General features: G+C 53.1%; 22 protein-coding genes. 12 read left to right on the top strand and 10 right to left on the bottom strand.

Annotated elements, in window-relative coordinates; translation table 11 throughout:
* Positions 1-75 precede the first annotated feature (75 nt).
* The 4 genes from phoU to PHN51_08160 are packed head-to-tail and all read left to right on the top strand — an operon-like array spanning position 76 to position 3450.
* Positions 76-774 carry a phosphate signaling complex protein PhoU gene (phoU, locus tag PHN51_08175; protein MDD2818753.1) on the top strand — a complete coding sequence of 233 codons (699 nt, stop codon included), beginning with the start codon at positions 76-78 and terminating at the stop codon, positions 772-774.
* Between the two features lie 60 nt (positions 775-834).
* On the top strand, positions 835-2136 hold the full coding sequence (gene mshA, locus PHN51_08170) for a D-inositol-3-phosphate glycosyltransferase (protein MDD2818752.1): 1302 nt from the start codon (positions 835-837) through the stop codon (positions 2134-2136).
* 12 nt (positions 2137-2148) lie between these two features.
* Positions 2149-2652, top strand: coding sequence for a YbjN domain-containing protein (locus PHN51_08165; protein ID MDD2818751.1), 504 nt, complete (start codon positions 2149-2151; stop codon positions 2650-2652).
* Between the two features lie 27 nt (positions 2653-2679).
* The gene (locus PHN51_08160; protein ID MDD2818750.1) at positions 2680-3450 is read left to right on the top strand and encodes a phosphoglyceromutase; all 771 of its coding nucleotides are present in this window, start codon (positions 2680-2682) and stop codon (positions 3448-3450) included.
* Here the strand turns inward: PHN51_08160 and PHN51_08155 are convergent, their stop codons facing one another.
* On the bottom strand, positions 3451-3738 hold the full coding sequence (locus PHN51_08155) for a DUF2516 family protein (GenBank protein MDD2818749.1): 288 nt from the start codon (positions 3736-3738) through the stop codon (positions 3451-3453). It abuts the gene before it with no gap.
* 48 nt (positions 3739-3786) lie between these two features.
* Here PHN51_08155 and dtd point away from each other — a divergent pair, with 48 nt between their 5' ends.
* Positions 3787-4236, top strand: a complete 450-nt coding sequence (gene dtd, locus PHN51_08150) for a D-aminoacyl-tRNA deacylase (protein MDD2818748.1) — start codon at positions 3787-3789, stop codon at positions 4234-4236.
* Here dtd and PHN51_08145 read toward each other — a convergent pair.
* The 3 genes from PHN51_08145 to PHN51_08135 are packed head-to-tail and all read right to left on the bottom strand — an operon-like array spanning position 4199 to position 6136.
* Positions 4199-5155, bottom strand: coding sequence for a hypothetical protein (locus PHN51_08145; protein ID MDD2818747.1), 957 nt, complete (start codon positions 5153-5155; stop codon positions 4199-4201). The two genes, dtd and PHN51_08145, sit on opposite strands and share 38 nt — an antisense overlap.
* A complete protein-coding gene (locus PHN51_08140; GenBank protein ID MDD2818746.1) occupies positions 5152-5616 on the bottom strand; it encodes a Fur family transcriptional regulator in 465 nt (154 codons plus the stop codon). The genes PHN51_08145 and PHN51_08140 overlap by 4 nt, the downstream gene beginning before the upstream one ends.
* Positions 5591-6136 (bottom strand): FABP family protein, encoded by a 546-nt coding sequence (locus PHN51_08135; protein MDD2818745.1) that lies wholly within the window; start codon positions 6134-6136, stop codon positions 5591-5593. The genes PHN51_08140 and PHN51_08135 overlap by 26 nt, the downstream gene beginning before the upstream one ends.
* 141 nt (positions 6137-6277) lie before the next feature.
* Here PHN51_08135 and PHN51_08130 point away from each other — a divergent pair, with 141 nt between their 5' ends.
* Complete coding sequence (locus PHN51_08130) at positions 6278-6637, top strand: DsrE family protein (GenBank protein MDD2818744.1); 360 nt, start codon at positions 6278-6280, stop codon at positions 6635-6637.
* A 3-nt stretch (positions 6638-6640) separates the two neighbouring features.
* Here the strand turns inward: PHN51_08130 and PHN51_08125 are convergent, their stop codons facing one another.
* The 3 genes from PHN51_08125 to PHN51_08115 form a co-directional block, all read right to left on the bottom strand.
* Positions 6641-7105: a DUF4395 domain-containing protein gene (locus PHN51_08125; GenBank protein MDD2818743.1), complete on the bottom strand. Its 465-nt coding sequence runs from the start codon at positions 7103-7105 to the stop codon at positions 6641-6643.
* Between the two features lie 75 nt (positions 7106-7180).
* Complete coding sequence (locus PHN51_08120; GenBank protein ID MDD2818742.1) at positions 7181-7654, bottom strand: thioredoxin family protein; 474 nt, start codon at positions 7652-7654, stop codon at positions 7181-7183.
* Complete coding sequence (locus tag PHN51_08115) at positions 7642-8502, bottom strand: alpha/beta fold hydrolase (GenBank protein ID MDD2818741.1); 861 nt, start codon at positions 8500-8502, stop codon at positions 7642-7644. The genes PHN51_08120 and PHN51_08115 overlap by 13 nt, the downstream gene beginning before the upstream one ends.
* On the opposite strand from PHN51_08115, the gene PHN51_08110 reads away from it, so the two are divergent.
* From PHN51_08110 to PHN51_08090, 5 genes are read left to right on the top strand one after another with little or no spacing between them, the layout of a single operon-like run.
* The gene (locus PHN51_08110; GenBank protein ID MDD2818740.1) at positions 8483-9217 is read left to right on the top strand and encodes a response regulator transcription factor; all 735 of its coding nucleotides are present in this window, start codon (positions 8483-8485) and stop codon (positions 9215-9217) included. The genes PHN51_08115 and PHN51_08110 overlap by 20 nt on opposite strands.
* 11 nt (positions 9218-9228) lie before the next feature.
* Positions 9229-10158, top strand: a complete 930-nt coding sequence (gene mshD / locus PHN51_08105; protein MDD2818739.1) for a mycothiol synthase — start codon at positions 9229-9231, stop codon at positions 10156-10158.
* Between the two features lie 40 nt (positions 10159-10198).
* Positions 10199-12280 carry an RNA degradosome polyphosphate kinase gene (locus tag PHN51_08100; GenBank protein MDD2818738.1) on the top strand — a complete coding sequence of 694 codons (2082 nt, stop codon included), beginning with the start codon at positions 10199-10201 and terminating at the stop codon, positions 12278-12280.
* Positions 12277-13809 (top strand): CYTH and CHAD domain-containing protein, encoded by a 1533-nt coding sequence (locus PHN51_08095; GenBank protein ID MDD2818737.1) that lies wholly within the window; start codon positions 12277-12279, stop codon positions 13807-13809. The genes PHN51_08100 and PHN51_08095 overlap by 4 nt, the downstream gene beginning before the upstream one ends.
* A 2-nt stretch (positions 13810-13811) precedes the next feature.
* Entirely contained in the window at positions 13812-14735 is a 924-nt protein-coding gene (locus PHN51_08090; protein MDD2818736.1) for an NUDIX hydrolase, read from the top strand.
* 9 nt (positions 14736-14744) lie between these two features.
* Here PHN51_08090 and PHN51_08085 read toward each other — a convergent pair whose 3' ends face one another.
* Complete coding sequence (locus tag PHN51_08085; protein MDD2818735.1) at positions 14745-16028, bottom strand: serine protease; 1284 nt, start codon at positions 16026-16028, stop codon at positions 14745-14747.
* Positions 16025-17248, bottom strand: a complete 1224-nt coding sequence (gene glgC, locus PHN51_08080; GenBank protein MDD2818734.1) for a glucose-1-phosphate adenylyltransferase — start codon at positions 17246-17248, stop codon at positions 16025-16027. Before glgC ends, PHN51_08085 begins: the two co-directional genes overlap by 4 nt.
* A 53-nt stretch (positions 17249-17301) precedes the next feature.
* Here glgC and glgA point away from each other — a divergent pair, with 53 nt between their 5' ends.
* Positions 17302-18480 (top strand): glycogen synthase, encoded by a 1179-nt coding sequence (gene glgA, locus PHN51_08075; protein MDD2818733.1) that lies wholly within the window; start codon positions 17302-17304, stop codon positions 18478-18480.
* A gap of 12 nt (positions 18481-18492) precedes the next feature.
* On the opposite strand, the gene purU is transcribed toward glgA, so the two are convergent.
* A complete protein-coding gene (purU, locus tag PHN51_08070) occupies positions 18493-19344 on the bottom strand; it encodes a formyltetrahydrofolate deformylase (GenBank protein ID MDD2818732.1) in 852 nt (283 codons plus the stop codon).
* Positions 19345-19363: the final 19 nt, after the last annotated feature.

Raw genomic sequence — 19363 nt, 5'->3', positions numbered from 1 at the left:
CCTTCCCTCTAAGCGTTCACCAACTCGTTGCCTTTCGTTCAACCTTTGGCCATGTTGCAACTCAAGGATGGACTCATGGCAACGTATGCTCCACGCCGTAGGAGGAAAAGCGTTCCAGTGGCATATGCCGAAGATCTAGAAGCCGTTAACGCGGGATTGGTTGAAGTTGCCGATCTCGTGGGCTCCGCGATGTTCATGGCCACCCAGTCCTTACTCGATGCCGATAATGATTTGGCCCAGGCCGTCATCGCCCAAGATGAGCGCATCGACATCCTGACCTCGCAAATCGAAGAGCGCTGCTTTGATCTCATCTCCCTACAGCAGCCCACCGATCGCGATCTTCGGATCCTGATCGGCTCTTTGCGCATCGCTGCTTCCCTTGAACGCATGGGCGATTTAGCCTCGCACGTGGCCAAGCAAGCACGGATGCGCTTCCCAAATGCAGTGGTTCCCGAAGATCTCCGCGAAACCTTTGAACAAATGGGCGCGCTTGCCCAAGCCATTGTCACCAAGACTGCTCAGGTGATCGCCACCAAAGATTTGACCCTTGCCACAGACATTGCAGCTCACGATGAGGTTGTTGATCGCCTCCACCGTGAGCTCTTCCGGGCCGTACTCAATTCCAGCTGGGAGCATGGCGTCGAGACAGCAATCGACATCACCTTGCTCTCGCGCTACTACGAGCGATATGCCGACCATGCGGTCTCCGTCACCCGGCGCCTGATCACGATCGTTACCGGTGAGCCATACGTAGGAGTTTCGCTCAAGCCGTAATCGTTTGTCAGGCTCGCGCCGATATGTAAGGCTGCCCTCACTAGATCCTTGAGGGAGGTGATGATGAACATTCGCGAGATGCGTTCGCTGCGACCAAAACCAAAGCGCGTTGCTCTGTTCTCCATCCACACCTCCCCCCTTGACCAACCCGGAACCGGCGATGCCGGTGGCATGAACGTGTACGTCCTGGAAAGCGCGAAGCAGCTGGCTCAAGCTGGCGTTGCTGTTGAAATTTTTACGCGCGCCACTCGGTCTGATGTTGATCCCATTGTTGAAGTTGAACCTGGCATTTTAGTTCGCCATGTCACTGCTGGTCCTTTTGAAGGTTTGCGCAAAGAGGATCTTCCAGGGCAACTCTGCGCGGTTACTGCCGGTGTCTTGCGCGCTGAAGCTTCGCGCCCTGAAGGTTGGTTCGATCTCATCCATTCGCACTACTGGCTTTCAGGGCAAGTGGGCTGGCTAGCTTCTGAACGTTGGGGCGTTCCACTCGTGCACACCATGCACACGATGGCGAAAGTGAAGAATGCCGACCTCGCGATTGGTGACAAACCAGAACCCATGGGTCGCGTCATTGGTGAAGAGCAAGTTGTAGAAGCAGCCACACGGCTTGTTGCCAATACTGACGACGAGGCAAACGAACTCATCAATCTTTATGGTGCAGACCCATCAAGCGTTGATGTCGTACACCCAGGTGTTGACCTCTCGCTCTTTGCTCCAGGTGATCAACAGGCTGCTCGCAAGCGTTTAAATGTTCCTGCACATGCACATGTGTTGTTATTTGTTGGTCGCATTCAGCCGTTGAAGGCGCCCGATGTGTTGCTCCACGCAGCAGCAGAGATGGTTTCTGCTAATCCTGAACTACGTTCTCGGCTGCTCGTCGTTATTGCAGGCGGTCCTTCAGGCAATGGGCTTGATCGGCCAACAGCCTTGGTGGATCTTGCAAATGAACTGGGCATTGCTGATCTGGTTCGTTTTGAACCGCCAACGAATCGCCACACTCTCGCGGACTGGTTTCGCGCCGCAGATCTCACAGTTGTGCCGTCTTACTCAGAATCATTTGGCCTTGTAGCCATCGAATCTCAGGCTTGTGGCACGCCCGTGGTTGCAGCAAGTGTGGGTGGATTGCGCACAGCCGTGAACGATCACGTCAGTGGGCGCTTGATTACTGGCCATAACCCAGCGGACTATGCGTCGGTGATGAATACTTTGCTGAGTGCCCCGAGGGAGCTTGAAATTTTTCGCCAAGGCAGTCGTGCGCATGCTGAGCAATTCGGCTGGCAATCAACGGCGTCAGGTCTCCTTGATTCCTATTCACAAGCACTTATTGATTACCGAACACGCGCGACCAGCATCGCGTTGTAACGTGTGTGCATCATGATTGATAAAGCCGCAGTTGCGTCAACCATTCGCCAGTACTTACAGGCAAGTGAAATTGAATTTGAAGAAATTGCAGGACCAACCTTTGTTGCAACCCTGCCAGGCGTGAAGAAACTCAAAACAAACGTCGCGCTTGCCGTGGGCACACATGCCGTATCTGTCAGTGCATTTGTCGCGCGTTGCCCCGAAGAGAACAACGCAGCGGTGCATGAATGGCTCCTAGAGAAGAACCGCCGCATGTATGGGGTCGCCTTTTCCATCGACCAGTACGGCGATATTTATTTGACTGGCCGCGTCTCACTCAAAGCCATTGATGATGACGAACTCGATCGTCTCCTGGGCTCTGTTCTGGAATATTCAGATGAATCGTTCAACCCCATTTTGGAAATGGGCTTCCTGAGCGCAATGCAGCGCGAGTGGGATTGGCGCATTTCTCGAGGGGAACCAACCTTTAACCTCGAAGCCTGGCGCCACCTCCTCGAACATCCCGGTGAGCAATAACCCCAGTCGAGGCGGCAAAATAGGTCTATGACCACAAGCCAGGCGCCTTACACCTTGATCCTGCTTCGCCACGGCGAAAGCGAATGGAATGCCAAGAACCTCTTTACCGGTTGGGTCGACGTTGACCTCAATGAGAAGGGCCTTGCCGAGGCTAAGCGTGGCGGTGAATTGCTGAAGGAAGCCGGCATCCTGCCTGACGTGGTTCACACCTCACTGTTGAAGCGCGCGATTAAGACCAGCCAGATCGCCCTTGAAGCTGCTGACCTGCACTGGATTCCCGTTGTGCGCAACTGGCGGTTAAATGAACGTCACTACGGGGCGCTTCAAGGCAAAGACAAGGCACAAACCCTTGCAGAGTTTGGTGAAGATCAATTCATGTTGTGGCGCCGTTCATATGACACTCCACCACCGGCCATTGATCCAAATAATGAGTGGGCGCAGACACACGAAGTTCGCTACAGCGCATTGCCGCCTGAAGCGGTGCCCGCTACCGAATGTTTGAAGGACGTCGTTACGCGCCTGATTCCATATTGGGAAGACGTGATTGTCGCCGAGCACCTTCGTGCCGGAAAAACGGTGCTCGTTGCTGCACATGGAAATTCATTGCGCGCATTAGTGAAGCACCTTGATGGAATTTCAGATGCTGATATTGCAGGTTTGAATATCCCGACAGGCATTCCGCTGGTGTATCGCTTGGATGAAAATCTCAAGCCACTTATTCCTGGTGGCGAGTACTTAGATCCTGCAGCCGCAGCAACGGCTGCTGCTGCAGTCGCGGCGCAAGGTAAAAAGAAGTAGCTACCAGCGGTTGTTGAGAATCTCGATGATGCGCGGACGCACATCGAAGAGATAGACCAACGCGATCACAGCACCTGCAATACCAAATATCGATAGCGGATCACCGATAGCAAGATTGGCTAACGCTGCAATGCCCGTAAGTACGAGCCACAACACCTTGGTCTGACGACTCACAGCTGGAAAGGCTTGTGCTGGTCGGCGCACACAGTCAATGAAGGCGAATCCACTCAGGCCAACAATCAAAATCGTGAGCAAGAGATACGCGATGTTTTGGGTTTGATACAGCACATGGCAACGGTAACGGATCTGATCTGGGATTTATGAAAGGGTGATCGCATGCGTGCCCTTGTCCAACGAGCACTTGATGCCAGCGTCAGCGTTGATGGCCAGATTCTTGGTCAATTCCAAGGTGCGGGCTTAGTTGTACTCGTTGGAGTCACCCACACTGATAATGCAGCAACAGCCAAGAAACTGGCCGAAAAAGTTCACCATCTACGCATCTTTCCTAGTGACACCGGTGAAGTTTCAGCCAGTGATCTGAGTTTGCCCATACTCGTGATCTCGCAATTCACCCTGTATTCGGACACCAAGAAAGGTCGACGCCCTACTTGGGATGCAGCTGCTCCCGCATCAGTTGCCGAACCTTTGGTGGATGCGTTTGTTCAAGCCTTGCAAGATGCGGGAACACATGTTGAAACTGGCAAATTCGGTGCAGATATGAAAGTGACCTTCACCAATGACGGCCCGATCACCATCCTGCTGGAGCTGGATCCTCCAACGCAGTGATCTGGTGACCATTATGTTCAATGACTAACTGCTCACCTACGGCAACATTGCGCTTCAACATCACTACCGCAATGTTTCCGTCTTCATAATGACGAGCGGCTGTTCCAACCCAACCAACAACCTTGCCCTTGCAGGTGATTTCTTCACCATGAACGGGCAGTTCATCATCAGATCCGTCAAGGTGAATCAGTGCCAATCGACGTGGTGGTTGCCCAAGGTTATGCACCTTGGCAACGGTTTCTTGGCCTCGATAGCAACCCTTATTGAGATGAACAGCGCAATTTAGCCAGTTCACTTCATTGGGAATTGTGCGGTGATCGGTTTCGCAATTCATGCGCGGCATACCCGCTGCAACCCGTAAAGCTTCCAAGGCCCAAGAACCTGCTTGAGGTGCAGCTCCCAGACGACTGGCTAATTGATTACGAGGAATCACCACTTCACGCCCAGCAAACCCTCGAGCTGCAAAGGGTTCTGGAACCAACCACGTTGGATGATGCTCATCTGCGGAGTGCACTGGCTCCCAAACAACACCAAAATTTTCCGTCACATCAGCAACGTCAACGCGCAACATAAAGCGCATGCGATCCAGATAAGCGATCAGTGATTCGGTCTGACCAGGTTGCGTGATGATCCAGCAGGTTTCACCATCGTCGGCAATGTGCAATTCGTATTCGACATGACCATTTGGGCTCAAGATCAGTGCCAATGCGCTTTGCCCAACAGCAAGATCTTTCACAAGTTGTGTCGTCAGATCGTTTAACCAGGTCAATCGATCTGGGCCACTGACAGTGATTACACCGCGATTGTTGAGGTCAACAACCCCAATGCCACCAACGAGATTTCGTTGCTCGCCTAGTGGATCTCCGCAATGCCACGCCATCCCTTGATCAAAGACCTCTACCGGTGGTTGCACACTCATGATTGAACCTCAAGGCTGTTGTCACTCAACATGTTGAAACATGATTCACATTCACCGTGCATCGCCATGTGGGAAATGTCAGTGACGAACGCATGATTGGCTCGAAGCGCTGCAATGAAGGAATCAGCGACTGACCCTGGTGCGCTGGAAACTTTTCCGCAGGTGTCACAGACCAAGTGAATATGAATGTCTTCATCAACTGCGTGATACGTCGGTGCGCCATGGCCAATATGCGCGTGGGTAACCAAGCCAACATCTTCAAGTACTTCTAGCGTGCGGTACACCGTCGAAAGATTGACACCTGATGCCGTTCGTTGGACTTCGAAAAGGATTTCTTCCGGTGTCCCGTGCCGCAAATGTTCAACAGCTTCGAGAACCAACTGGCGTTGCGGGGTAATGCGAAACCCGTGTTCGCGTAACCGCTGATCCCAATCGCTATTCACTCGACTGCTCGGGCTCACGCACGTCTGCACGTTGTAGCGATGCAGCAAGGTGATTGCTGATCGGCTGGCCCATTGCTGCCATATCGAAGGTCCAAAGCAGCTTGCCTTCAACTAATCCATAGAGGCGATGGCCCTCGGTGTATTCCTTTGCACTTTCCGTACGCGCAACAAGATCAGTGCGCATTTCTGCGCGTGCACCAGTAATCACTGCCTGTTCAATGCCAGTGACTTCAACCTTGCCGTACCAAATTTCGGCATAGCCCGTGGGGTGCGAGAGTTGCATCTCTAGGTGGTTATCAGGGCGTGGGCGGATAAAACCCGACTCCGATGCAAGCGGACGAAGGCGATTGCCCTCTTCATCGAGCAACCAACTGCGAGAGGAATAGTTCAGGAATGGGCGTCCGTCGGTGCTGAAGACAATCTCCTGGCCAAACCGGAAGTCTTCAATGGTGGGGTAATGCCCCGTGCCGACGCCAACCCAGTGGCCAATCAGCCAAGAGATGGGCGCAAGTTCAGCTTTGACTGCGTCCGCATCCATTGAGATCAGCCTTGGCTCTTAAACAGCCGAAAGACGACAACAAAGGCAACCCAACCCGCAAGAGCAAGAGCGCCGACCAACAGACTCGTGTAGACGATTTCTAACATGTACGGCAGCCTATCGTCCATGGGAGTAAATGGCATGAGGCAGTTGGTCGTAAAGGTCACAGCGGGAGCAGATGATCCTGAGCGCTGCGCTCAGGGGTTCACCGTGGCTGCAACAGCCGTTGCTTCAGGCGCTCAGGTCTCGCTTTGGCTCACGGGAGAGGCTGCCTGGTTCGCCTTACCTGGCCGAGCCGGGGAATTCACCTTGGCGCATGCAGCAGCACTCAATGACCTTCTAGACGCGGTGCTGGCAGAGGGAAGTGTCACGTTATGTTCGCAGTGCGCTCAACGCCGCGACATTTCACCTAGCGATGTCATCGATGAAATTCGCATCGCGGGGGCTGCGAGCTTTGTGGAAGAAATTCTTGGCGCCGAAGTGCAAGCGTTGGTCTACTAGGTTTTAGACACCGGCTGGGCGAGAGAAGACCCGCTTGCCCAATAAAAACATTTCGCAACCCAAGCAAAAACCAAAGGCTGCATTCAAAAATGCAGCCGCAAGTGCGAATGCCACAGCGATGTATGTGACAGCGTCAACGCCCGTAACCACACCAATAAGTGCAACTGCGGTGAATATGAATCCAACCAACGCTGCAAAGCGAGGTGGTGCAATCGCTTCAAAATCCGTTGCAGGTGCAAGTCGTGGCTGCACAACTGTGCGGAAAATAATTCCGTATGGCTGAGCCTTTAATCCGATAAAGGCCCCCAACCCAAACACCACCGTTTGAATCACGAGGAGTGTCGTTGCCACTGCTGTGCCGACTGTTAATAGTGATGCGGCCAGTACCAGCACAGTGATAGCTGCGGCGAAACGTGGGCCGCGCACATCAACTTCTACCTCTGGATCACACAACGCTGGGGATGACATTTCCCTAGAGTTACACAGGTACCTACGTGCAACAAGGCCGGAAAATGTTCATGCAAAGCCTTTGCAATTAAAGACCTACAGCACGTCTCCGAGAGCGGCGATCACATCTGCCTTACGTGGCATACCCACAGCTCGCTTGGTAATCACTCCGCTTGAGTTCAACACAAGGACTGTTGGGGTCCGGCGGATATCAAGTTGCCGGACCAAATCAAGGTGAGCTTCCGCATCAATTTCAAGGTGAACGGTGCCTGGAACCATGGATGCAACTTCGTCCAAAATGCGGCGAGTAGCGCGGCACGGTTGGCAAAAAGCTGTAGAAAACTGCACCAGCGTGGCATGGGTACCAAGGGAAGACCCCAGCGCTTCAGCGCTGAGCCTCTCTCCTCCATGCTCGGCAACGGAAGCTGTCTCAACACCAACTTCGGGAGCATCATCAGCGACAGGAACAGGCGCAGCCACTGATTTCATCGTGCCGTCGGTCTTTTTGCGCCATAGGCCAAAGATGCTGGCAAGCGCGAGTACCGCGACAAGCAGAATTAATCCGAGCATCTAGCCAAGCTCCATTTCGCAATTTCATCGATCGTATCCATCGCAACTGCGGCTTCCGCATGCCCGACCCCAGTTAAGAGCCAAAGGTCAACATCTGGATGCCCGCTTGTCACCGCGGCACGATGAATTGCCTGGGGATGCTCCACAGGGAAATACCGATCCTTGGTGCCATGCACGACCAACAACGGCGTGCTGTCCAGCAGTCCTGCTGCCACGTGCGGCTCAATAGGGCGCAGCTGCGGCCACTCCACCGGTCGAATAAGCGTGCCCTTTGCTCGAAGGAGGAGACGACCAGGCTTTGTCTCAACACACCAATGCAATAGGCGCATCACCTTGGTGCCTCGGTAGTACCAAAATGCCGGGCCACTGACCGTCACGATTGCATCAACGGGGTTGCCCACTCCAGGATCGGCCTCTGACGTCAATTCTGGATGCAAGGCCAAGGCGGCCTGTCGAATGCACACCGCCGCACCCAAAGAGAAGCCAACCGAAACTACGCTCCGAAACCCAAGTTCCCGAGCCCAAGCCACAGCACGATCAACATCGAGGACTTCCCACATGCCCACAGTTGATTGACCACCAGAACCACCGTGACCTCGCAGGTCCACGGTGATGACCGCGCCATACTCACTCAGGTGATCAACGATTGACCTGACGTGTTCATGCTCGCCGTGTCCGGTGATGCCATGGGCCACAACGAAGGCCAGCGAGCCGGGCCCCGACGTCAATCGAACCTTGACCTGGACGCCGTCCGCTGTCACCAGAGTGGCCGCACTGGACTGATCCATGGGAGCATTGTCCCCTAGAGCAATAACGGAGGTGATCAAGATGCGAATCGTCTTGCTCACTCGCGCGCTTGAATCCTCGACAGAGGTTCTCCCGGCACTGGCGTTGCTTACCCACCAAGTGCGCACTCTTCCTGCCGAACCCACAGCTCTTCTCAATGCACCTGAATGTGATGTCTTGCTGGTCGATGGCCGCCGGGATCTACCAGCCGTGCGTGGATTAACTCGCCTACTTCAGCACACAGGCATCGACGCACCACTCGTACTTGTGACGACCGAAGGCGGTCTCTCCGCAGTGCAATGGGACTGGGGCATCGATGAAGTGCTCCTAGATACCGCTTCGCCTGCAGAGGTCGAAGCACGTCTTCGGTTGGCTGCATCGCGCTTGACTCCAGGTGTTGATCTTGAATCGGGCAACAACGAAGAAATTCGCAGCGGTGAACTCATGATCGATGAAGGCACCTACACAGCCAAACTTCGCGGGCGTGCACTTGATCTCACGTTCAAGGAATTCGAACTCTTGAAATTCCTAGCCCAACACCCTGGGCGCGTATTCACGCGTGCGCTACTCCTTCAAGAAGTGTGGGGTTACGACTACTTCGGCGGCACCCGCACTGTCGACGTTCACGTCCGTCGTTTGCGCGCAAAGCTCGGTACTGAACACGAGGCCATGATTGGCACAGTGCGAAACGTCGGTTACCGCTTTGTTCCACAAAACATCGACCAAGCAACGATGGCGGTACTCGCCGTTGATGAAGTCGGCATTGGGCTGAATTAGCAGTGGGCCAAATGGAGATCGTTACGCGTCTTGACCAGTCGCAAATCGACGAAGCCGTTGCGCTTATTGATGAAATCACCCTGCACGATGGACTTTCCCCAATATCGGAGCACGTATTCCTGCACCTTCGCCACGGCGGCGATGATCAAGGCTTGCATTTCCTGAAGTTTGAAGAGTCCGCACTCATCGCATACGCACACCTTGACATCACTGACAAGGTCGAAGGGCCAAGTGCAGAAATCGCCGTCGCGCCCGACTTTCGTCGACAAGGTCTTGGAACGGAATTAATTCGAGCACTTGTCGATGCTGCACCGGCTGGCAACTTGCGCCTTTGGGCACACGGCGAACAAGCGATCGCAGGTCAATGGGCTAAAGCCATGGGATTTCGCCACGCACGAACACTGTGGCAAATGCGTCGATCACTTCTTGCACCACTTCCACCAGCGCGCTTCAGCGACGATGTCGTCCTGCGTTCCTTTATTCCCGGTCATGATGACCAAGAGTGGGTTGCTCTCAACGCAAAGGCCTTTGCTGGCCACGATGAACAAGGTGACTGGACTCTTGACGATCTTCATCGTCGAATGGCTGAGCCTTGGTTTTCCATCCCGGGTTTCCTCGTAGCGGCCGATCGAGACAGTGGGAAAATGCTGGGCTTTCACTGGACGAAAATCCACGGGGTCGTTCAGGCGACACCCGAAAATCCTCATGTTCACGATGCCATCGGCGAGGTTTATGTGGTGGGCGTAGACCCAACCCTCCAGGGCAAGGGCTTGGGCAAGGCCCTGACCTTGGCTGGATTGCATCACCTGCGGGCCCAAGGGCTGGTGCAGAGCATGTTGTACGTGGACGCCTCAAATACCTCCGCGATCACCCTCTACGAAACCCTTGGGTTCTCCCGCTGGGATGTCGATGTCATGTATCGCCATGGATCGCTCACCTAACGGCCAAGAACTGTTCATCTTCTTGTGACACCATGCACGGGTGTCGAATTCATTTACTGACCTTCCCGTCGATCGATTTCTGGATCGTGAGCTCTCCTGGCTGGCCTTTAACCAACGGGTCTTGGAACTAGCCGAGGATGCCAATCTCCCGGTGCTGGAGCGGGCCAAATTCCTCGCGATTTTTGCAAGTAACCTCGATGAATTCTTCATGGTGCGAGTCGCGGGCCTTAAACGACGCATCGCTACCGGGATCGCGGTGCGATCAGCCAGTGGCAAAAGCCCCAAGGATGTACTGGAATCAATCTGGGAACGTGCGCACGCCCTCCAACGCGAGCATGCACAGGTATTTCAGGGTGAAGTTCTCCCAGAGATGCGTTCAGCAGGCATCGAATTGCTTCGTTATGAGCAACTCACAGCAGATGAACGCGATTTCCTCGACAAGTTCTTCCATGCACAAGTCTTCCCTGTGCTAACTCCGCTTGCAGTTGACCCTTCACACCCGTTCCCGTACATCAGTGGATTGTCGCTCAACCTTGCAGTAGTGGTGCGCAATCCAGTGACAGGAAACGAACTCTTCGCACGCGTAAAGGTTCCCCCGCTCCTACCGCGCTTCGTAGCACTGGGTTCACAACGCTTCGTGCCATTGGAAGATTTGATGGCATCGCATCTCAATGAACTATTCCCAGGAATGCAGATTCTGCAACACCACAGTTTCCGCGTAACTCGAAACGAAGATGTTGAAGTAGAAGAAGACGATGCGGAAAACCTCTTGCTTGCACTGGAGCGAGAACTCATGCGCCGCCGCTTTGGGCCACCTGTACGACTCGAAGTTGAAGCGTCGATTGACTCATATGTGCTTGAACTATTAATGAGTGAACTCGATGTCACTGACAGTGAAGTCTTCCGCGTTCCGGGACCACTTGATCTCACCGGGCTTTGGTCCTTTGTCGGTCTTGATCGGCCTGATTTAAAGCAAGCAAACTTTGTTGGCCGAACTTCGCGCCAGCTCGCTGAAGTTGAAAGTTCCACTCAGCCTGACATCTTCGCCGTCGTTCGCGAACATGACGTACTCCTGCACCATCCATACGATTCGTTTAGCACTAGCGTGCAAGCCTTCCTAGAGCAAGCCGCAAACGATCCCCACGTGTTGGCGATTAAACAAACGCTCTACCGCACTTCGGGTGACTCACCAATTGTTGATGCACTCATCACGGCTGCCGAAAATGGCAAGCAGGTACTGGCAATTGTTGAGATTAAGGCTCGCTTCGATGAGCAAAACAATATCGACTGGAGCCGCAAACTTGAAGAAGCCGGTGTGCACGTTGTCTACGGCCTCGTTGGTCTTAAGACACACGTCAAGGCTTCAATGGTTGTGCGCAATGATGGCGACCAACTTCGACGTTACTGCCACTTGGGTACCGGTAACTACCATCCAAAAACCGCTCGCCTGTATGAAGATATCGGTCTGATTACCTGTTCAGCTGATGTTGGCGAAGATATTTCAAATCTCTTCAATGTGCTGTCCGGCTATTCCATGAATACTGAATATGCACGTCTTTTAGTTGCACCACACTCCGTTCGTACCGGACTCATTGAACGTATCGATCGTGAAATCGCAAACAGCGAAGCCGGTTTACCCAGCGGGATTCGCATCAAGTGCAATGCTCTGGTTGACGAAATTGTGATCGATGCTCTCTACCGCGCATCTCAGGCGGGCGTTTCAGTGGAAGTGTTTGTGCGTGGCATTTGCGCATTGCGTCCAGGCGTTCAAGGCTTAAGCGAGAACGTTAAAGTCATTAGCATTTTGGGTAGATTCCTTGAGCACTCCCGTGCGTTCTGCTTCGAGAACAACGGTGCACGCGAAGTCTGGATTGGCTCAGCAGACATGATGCATCGCAATCTTGATCGACGAGTTGAGACATTGGTGCGATTGGCTGAGCCTGTGCATATTGCCTGGGTGAATGACTTATTCGATATGGCAATGAGTCCTGACTTCTCAGCCTGGAGTCTGGACTCCGACGGCGTTTGGAATAGGCGCCTGCATCGCGAAGACGGCGCATTGCTTGCCGACTATCAAGAAACGTTGATTGCACGGACCAAACACGGTGGTGCTTCATTGTGAGTACCCCAACCACGCATCGTGAAATTGAGCGCAAGTTTCGCGTTCACGCTCTATTTGCGTGGCCGGAGCTCTCGGATCTCAATGCAACTGTTCAGGAACACCCGACAGTTTCAATGCGCGCGGTGTATCACGACACTGCTGAACTCACCCTCTTTCGATGGAAGGTCACTCTCCGTCGCCGTGAAGGAGGTCTTGATGCAGGTTGGCATCTCAAACTTCCAGTGGAAAGCATGTCCGAAGGTGTGCGCGATGAACTTCATGTTGCGTTAAACGCTGGAGCAGTTGGTCAAGTTCCTGCTGAACTCGCCGACATCATCACCCCACTTGTGCGCGACTTACCACTAGCTCCAGTGGTGGAACTGCGAACTGAACGTAGCCCCCGAGTCTTGACTTCACCAGAAGGCAAACCACTGGTTGAAGTGGTCGACGATGTCGTCACTGTTATTGATCTCAACGGTACGGCGGTCGGGATTTTCCGAGAGCTTGAAATTGAACTCCTTGATAACGATGATCCTGCGGCCCATGAGCTTCTTGAAGAAGTCAGTTCGCTACTTATGCATGTTGGTGCAATTCCGGGAACAATGAGCAAGGCCGCAAGCGCTCTAGGCCCACGAGCCACTGCACCTGCAGATGTTCCAGAACTCCCAATGCCGGGGCCAAGCGGGATGGCTGTCGATGCGATTCGTTCCACAATCGCAACCCATGTACGTGCCCTCATTTTTGCTGACATCGCCGTGCGCAGGAACCTGCCAGACGCTGTACACCAAGTTCGGGTAGCGGCACGTCGACTGCGTAGCAACTTACGCACATTTGAGTCATTGTTAAATCATGAGTGGGCATTGGCTCTCGAAGAAGAACTCGCTTGGCTCGCTGATGAAATGGGCATGATCCGCGACAGTGAGGTTCTCGAAGAGCGCCTTCTTAATCATGCCAATGACTTACTGCCAGGTGATGCGGAATTAGCTTCAAGCGCTATTCGTGTATATCTCGATCGGCGTATTGAGACCGCACGTGCAGGAGCCATGGCTGCGTTACGAAGTGATCGACATACGTACCTTATTGAAGATCTCGTGACTGCTACGCGCTCGCCCCAAATGCTCGATATTGCATATCAGCCATGCGAAATCGTGTTTCCCCCTCTGATTGAGCGCTCATGGAAGGCCCTTGCGAAATCCTGTGGCCAGTTAAAAATCCATGGACCCGCGCCTGAGTGGCATCGTGCACGCATCAAAGCTAAACGTGCCAGGTACGCAGTCGATGTCGTCGTGCCAATTTTCGGAAATCAAGCCAAGAAGTTCGCAAAGTCGTTATCTGAAGTCACAGAACTCCTAGGCGAGCACCAAGATGCATTTGTTGCTCAAGAGTTCTTGCGTGAATTAGCCAATACCAATGAAGTTGACGCCACCACTGGATTCGCACTCGGTCTCCTACACGGAGTGGAACTCAATTACGAAATGCAGGATCGTTACACCTTCGCGGATACTTGGGATAAAGCACGTAAAACTGCGCAGAGTTCGGGACTGGTGTAACCGTGGCCCCTGATCAAGGTTCAACTCCGGTTCGCGCAGCTGGCGTGATTTTGCTTCGAGGCACCCAAGGGCGTTATGAAACCCTCGTCGTTCATCGGCCTCATCGCAGCGACTGGTCACTCCCAAAGGGAAAGATTGATCCGGGTGAACACGTCATTAATGCCGCAATTCGCGAGTGTGATGAAGAAACGGGTATCCAAGCAATTCTCGGATCGCGTTTACCCACCCAGGAATACATCGCCTTAGGCCGAGCAAAGACTGTTGAATATTGGGTTGCCCAGGCTCGAAACGAAGAAGAGTTTGTTCCTAATGACGAGGTCGATGAGCTTCGTTGGATACCTGCTCAGCAAGCAAAAAGCCTGCTGACCTACGAGCACGACATCGCGCTCGTGGAACAGGCCGCAACGTTGCCCCAGACTGTTCCACTCATTATTTTGCGCCATACCCAAGCCGTGAAGCGCTCGGACTTCAAGGGCAAGCATGATTATGAACGTCCGATTAGTGGCAAGGGACGCAGCCAATCAAAAGGACTCATGCCGCTGCTTGATGCCTACGGCATCACCGCTGTGCATTCATCTGATTCAGAACGCTGTATGCAAAGCGTGAAGCGCTATGCAAAATCTATAAATGTGCCCGTTATCCCTGAGCCGGCTTTAAGTGAAGAACGTTTTCTCGACAATCCAAAAAAAGTTGAAAACCGAATGCTGGATCTCTTGAGTCAGCACCAAGCGATGGTTGTGTGCTCACATAGGCCCGTCATGCCTACGATTTTATCTGCCCTGGCCCAAGCCACTGGCGGCGATGCGTCAAGACCACAGTGGGACCCCAAGCTTCAACCAGGATCATTCATTGTGTTGCATCGCGCATTCGCCCCTGACGGCACTCCGAGAATCGTCAGCATGGAACGACATCAACTCGAAGATTGACATTCGTTGTTAAAGCACCTGCACCGACAGTGAGTGGCGGGCTTTGCCCTTTTTCAAGCTGATGATGCACGTGCCTGTTTGCTTCAGCACCACGCTTGAACCCCTAACTGCACAGATCCGTGCAGCAATCGGTGCAACCTTGATGGTTGGTTTTCCAGAAAGCCCAGCAAGGCGTGCGATTGCGGCAAAGGTGAGAGCAGTTCCGGATTTGCGTGCAGTGATTCCAGAAACGAAGGGGGCCGTGAGCTGCGCAGCATTGCCTTCGCCAAAAGCATTCGAACCCGAAATGGCAAATGTTGTTGCCTGGCCACCCGGCAATCCATCGAACTCACATACGGTTTCCATAGTCGTGCACGACTGACCACTAGGAAACGCTGTGACTTTCCAGATCGTTGTGTTTGCGCCTGCATCGCTCGGGGCTGACCAAGAAACCGTCACCCGCCCACCGTTATTGCGCGCTGTCAGATTTGTTGCAACACCCGGTTTTGCAGCGGGGATACTTCCCTGAGATGTCAGCCATGGCAAAAACGTTGTGATCCGGCTATACAACCCTGGATATCCGGCCTTCGCACATTCATTTCCACTACTTACCAAACCAGTAAGGACGGGAACCGTGCCTTGGATGACCAACGGACCACCACTGTCGCCTTGGCAGGCATCAATATTGCCCGCCGGTGTGCCAGCACAAATGTCTTGATTGGGATCAAGATCTGGCCCATATTGACCGCAGGGTTGATTTGGGCTCGCTAACACCTCAAGGTCCGCACGCATCAACTGATCTGACGTTGCGCCACCCGTGGGTGCGATGACACCCCATCCACTCACAGTTGCGGGTGTGCCGCTTGCAGGCCAAGTCAGAGCATCCATGCCGTAAGGCAATGCAATAGTGCGCACCTTGCCAAGCAGATCAATGGGTTTTGCCAACGTAATGACGCCAATGTCATTGGCGAAGGTGCGTGAATCAAAGGAGGGGTGCGCTGTTACCGCTGCAACTGGCGACTCTTGAGCTGGTGACCTTTCACTGGTCTTCGTAATCCCAGACCACACACGAATATCACTTGCTGACATCCCCGCCAAACAATGAGCGGCAGTCACTACCACCGTTGGCGACACCAACGACCCAGAGCATTGAGAGACACCACGCATCACAATCAATACCTGCCATGGAGATTGATCAATTGATGATGCGCTACCACCGATGACACGTGGAAATTTAATCGTCGCTGCTGTAGCCGAAATCGGAATACACAGCAATGCAATAGCTGTCAGTGCAGCGAAAAAGCGAACTCTCATCGCTCAGCCTGAGTGCCCTTACCAAGTACGACCACGCCACCATCACTTACGGTGTACAAACCACGATCGCGTTCAAGATCAACACCGATTTGAGCACCATCAGGGATGACCGTGTTTTTATCAAGAATTGCGCGTCGAACAACTGCATTCTTACCAATACGTACACCGGGCATAATCACACTGCCTTCGACGTAGGCCCCTGAACCAATAGCTACGTTGGAAGAAATCACGGAAGTACGTACATGGGCACCGGAAATGATGGTGCCAGCGCCGACCATAGATTCATGCGCATTGCCACCCTCAACAAATTTCGCTGGTGGTAATGACGGCAGGTTCGACAGAATCGGCCAACGGCGGTTGTAGAGGTTGAAAATTGGGTGCACGGAAACTAGATCCATGTGGGCATCGTGATAACTATCCAGTGAACCTACGTCACGCCAATAACCACCATCGCGTTCTGTGGCTCCGGGAACAACGTTGGTTGCAAAGTCATATACGCGCGCTTGACCACGGTTGGTGAGCATCGGAATGATGTTTGTGCCCATGTCATGCAGTGATGCTGGGTCTGCAGCATCTTCACGCAATGCTTCAAGCAAGATATCTGTTGAAAACACGTAGTTACCCATTGAGACATAGCAAGAAGTGTCATCACCAGGGATGGTTGGTGGATCGATTGGCTTTTCTAAGAACCTCGTAATGGTTTCACCGTCGGGTGCCGTTTGTATAACTCCAAAATCATGCGCTTCATGCTTTGCCATACGAATACCTGCAACGGTGACGCCGGCACCGGACGCAATATGTGCCTCCACCATTTGCATTGGATCCATGCGATACACGTGGTCGGCACCAAAGACAACGACGTAATCAGGTTCTTCGTCGTACACCAGGTTCAAACTCTGGAAAATTGCATCGGCACTTCCGGTGTACCAACGTGGCCCAAGTCGCTGTTGCGCTGGTACGGGAGTGACGTAGTCACCTAGCAAAGTCGGCATACGCCAGGTCTGGGTGACGTGACGGTCCAATGAATGCGATTTGTACTGAGTCAGCACGCATACGCGTCGCAACCCTGCATTGATCAAATTCGACAATACGAAATCGATGAGGCGATAGGAGCCACCAAAAGGTACTGCTGGTTTGGCTCGGTCAGCTGTCAAAGGCATGAGGCGTTTGCCCTCGCCACCGGCGAGGACCATGCACAGCACATGTGGCCCGCTACTCACCTTGTAACCATAGTCCCCGAGCGCCCATCTTTATAGACCTAAAACTCATCCCTATGCTGAACGCTGTGCGAATAGGAATCCTGACCCGCGAGTGGCCACCCGAAATTTATGGTGGTGCTGGGGTCCATGTCGATCAACTCGTCCATGAGTTGCGTCGTCTCACTCCTGTCTATGTTCATTGCTTTGGCGGCCACAGGACTGATGCCACAGCGCACCCGGTACCAACCAGTCTGCACGGTGCCAATCCTGCACTTCAGACTCTCGGTGTTGACCTCGAAATGGCTATGGCGGTTTCTGACGTTGATCTCGTGCATTCACACACCTGGTACGCAAACTTCGCTGGCCACACAGCTTCACTGCTGTACGGCATCCCCCATGTGATCACCGCACATTCGCTCGAACCATTGCGGCCTTGGAAAGAAGAGCAACTTGGTGGCGGTTATCGGCTCTCGTCATGGGTTGAACGTTCCGCGTACGCAGAAGCAAGCGCAGTGATCGCTGTTAGCAACGGCATGCGCAATGACGTACTCAGCGCCTATCCCTTTGTTGATCCAGCTCGTGTGCATGTAGTGCACAACGGAATCGACACGTCGATTTATAAGCCAGATTTAGGTACAGCAACACTTGAGGAATTCGGTATCGATCCGAATAAGCCATACGTTTTGTTCGTCGGTCGTATCACGCGCCAAAAAGGTCTCGTGCACTTGCTCCGCGCAGCAAAGCAATTTGCTGGCGATATTCCGCTGGTCATGTGTGCATCAGCTGCAGACACACCCGAGATTGAAGTTGAAACAGCCAACGCAGTGAAAGAACTTCGCGAGGCACGCGGAAAGGACAGCGTGATCTGGATTGAAAAACAAGTTGATCGAGCAAAACTCATTCAACTTTTTTCACATGCGCGAGCATTTCTATGCCCCTCTATCTACGAACCGCTTGGCATTGTCAACCTTGAAGCCATGGCTTGCGAAACCGCCGTTATTGCGAGCGATGTTGGTGGGATTCCAGAAGTTGTTGCTGACGGCACGACCGGGCTTCTCGTTCACTATGACGCTGTCAATACTGACGCATTTGAACGTGAATTTGCTGCTGCGGTGAATCAACTCATCGAAGATGGCAACCGCGCTTCCGCGATGGGCAAAGCCGGGCGAGCCCGTGCAGTAGAACATTTTGGCTGGGATGCAATTGCTGAACAAACGATGGCTGTGTATCGCGCAGCGATGAACACCAACTAGGAAATTAACTTTCTACTGGAAAACCACGGTGCGCTTACCGGTCAGCATGATGCGGTCTTCAGCAAAGAGTCGAACAGCGCGAGCGAGTACTAACCGTTCAACATCTCTACCAATCTCGGCTAGGTCATTCGCTGTGTGTGCATGAGTAACTCGCTCTACCTCTTGCTCGATGATCGGACCTTCATCCAGTTGAGCAGTGACAAAGTGAGCAGTCGCACCAATAAGTTTCACACCGCGTTCATGAGCTTGGTGATACGGGCGAGCACCCTTAAAGCCTGGTAAGAATGAATGATGGATGTTGATGATGCGTCCGGAAAGCTCCGAACATAATTCATCAGAAAGGACTTGCATGTAACGAGCAAGAATCACGACATCGATATTGTGCTCAACCGTCAGGTTTAATAAAGCTGATTCTTGTTCTGGTTTTGTTTCAGAGGTGACAGGCAAATACACGAACGGAATCCCATGACGGTTTGCGATGTGTTCGCAATCGCGGTGATTAGAGACAATTACTGGAATCTCGATTGGTAACTCGCCGATTTCATGGCGGTAAAGCAAATCAACAAGACAATGATCGAACTTCGACACCATAATCAAAGCCCTGCGACGATCGCTTTCATGGCGCAGGGACATTTCTGCATTAAATGGTGCAGCTGCCGCTTCAACCGCAGCGCGCACAATTTCAATGGCTTTGGGTGATTCAAACTTGGTGCGCAGACTGAAAATCCCGGAGTCTTCATCGGTGAACTGAGCCTGCTCCAAAATATTGCCCTGAATCCCTAACAACGAGCCTGTGATCGCATGCACAATGCCCGGCCCATCGGCGCAACGCAGGGTCAGGATGTACGGCTCAACAGTGCTCACATGGCGCAATCTACGAGAT

This window comes from Candidatus Nanopelagicales bacterium (assembly GCA_028687755.1).
GTDB lineage: Bacteria > Actinomycetota > Actinomycetes > S36-B12 > S36-B12 > UBA11398.
The sequence above is the reverse complement of the archived record's forward strand: the minus strand, read 5'-3'. Positions and strand labels throughout refer to the sequence as shown.

Coding starts and splice junctions, on each gene's coding strand:
- phoU (MDD2818753.1), top strand. CDS start 76: ATGGCAACGTATGCTCCACGCCGTAGGAGGAAAAGCGTTCCAGTGGCA.
- mshA (MDD2818752.1), top strand. CDS start 835: ATGATGAACATTCGCGAGATGCGTTCGCTGCGACCAAAACCAAAGCGC.
- PHN51_08165 (MDD2818751.1), top strand. CDS start 2,149: ATGATTGATAAAGCCGCAGTTGCGTCAACCATTCGCCAGTACTTACAG.
- PHN51_08160 (MDD2818750.1), top strand. CDS start 2,680: ATGACCACAAGCCAGGCGCCTTACACCTTGATCCTGCTTCGCCACGGC.
- dtd (MDD2818748.1), top strand. CDS start 3,787: ATGCGTGCCCTTGTCCAACGAGCACTTGATGCCAGCGTCAGCGTTGAT.
- PHN51_08145 (MDD2818747.1), bottom strand. CDS start 5,155: ATGAGTGTGCAACCACCGGTAGAGGTCTTTGATCAAGGGATGGCGTGG.
- PHN51_08135 (MDD2818745.1), bottom strand. CDS start 6,136: ATGGATGCGGACGCAGTCAAAGCTGAACTTGCGCCCATCTCTTGGCTG.
- PHN51_08130 (MDD2818744.1), top strand. CDS start 6,278: ATGAGGCAGTTGGTCGTAAAGGTCACAGCGGGAGCAGATGATCCTGAG.
- PHN51_08125 (MDD2818743.1), bottom strand. CDS start 7,105: ATGTCATCCCCAGCGTTGTGTGATCCAGAGGTAGAAGTTGATGTGCGC.
- PHN51_08120 (MDD2818742.1), bottom strand. CDS start 7,654: ATGCTCGGATTAATTCTGCTTGTCGCGGTACTCGCGCTTGCCAGCATC.
- PHN51_08110 (MDD2818740.1), top strand. CDS start 8,483: ATGCGAATCGTCTTGCTCACTCGCGCGCTTGAATCCTCGACAGAGGTT.
- mshD (MDD2818739.1), top strand. CDS start 9,229: ATGGAGATCGTTACGCGTCTTGACCAGTCGCAAATCGACGAAGCCGTT.
- PHN51_08085 (MDD2818735.1), bottom strand. CDS start 16,028: ATGAGAGTTCGCTTTTTCGCTGCACTGACAGCTATTGCATTGCTGTGT.
- glgA (MDD2818733.1), top strand. CDS start 17,302: ATGCTGAACGCTGTGCGAATAGGAATCCTGACCCGCGAGTGGCCACCC.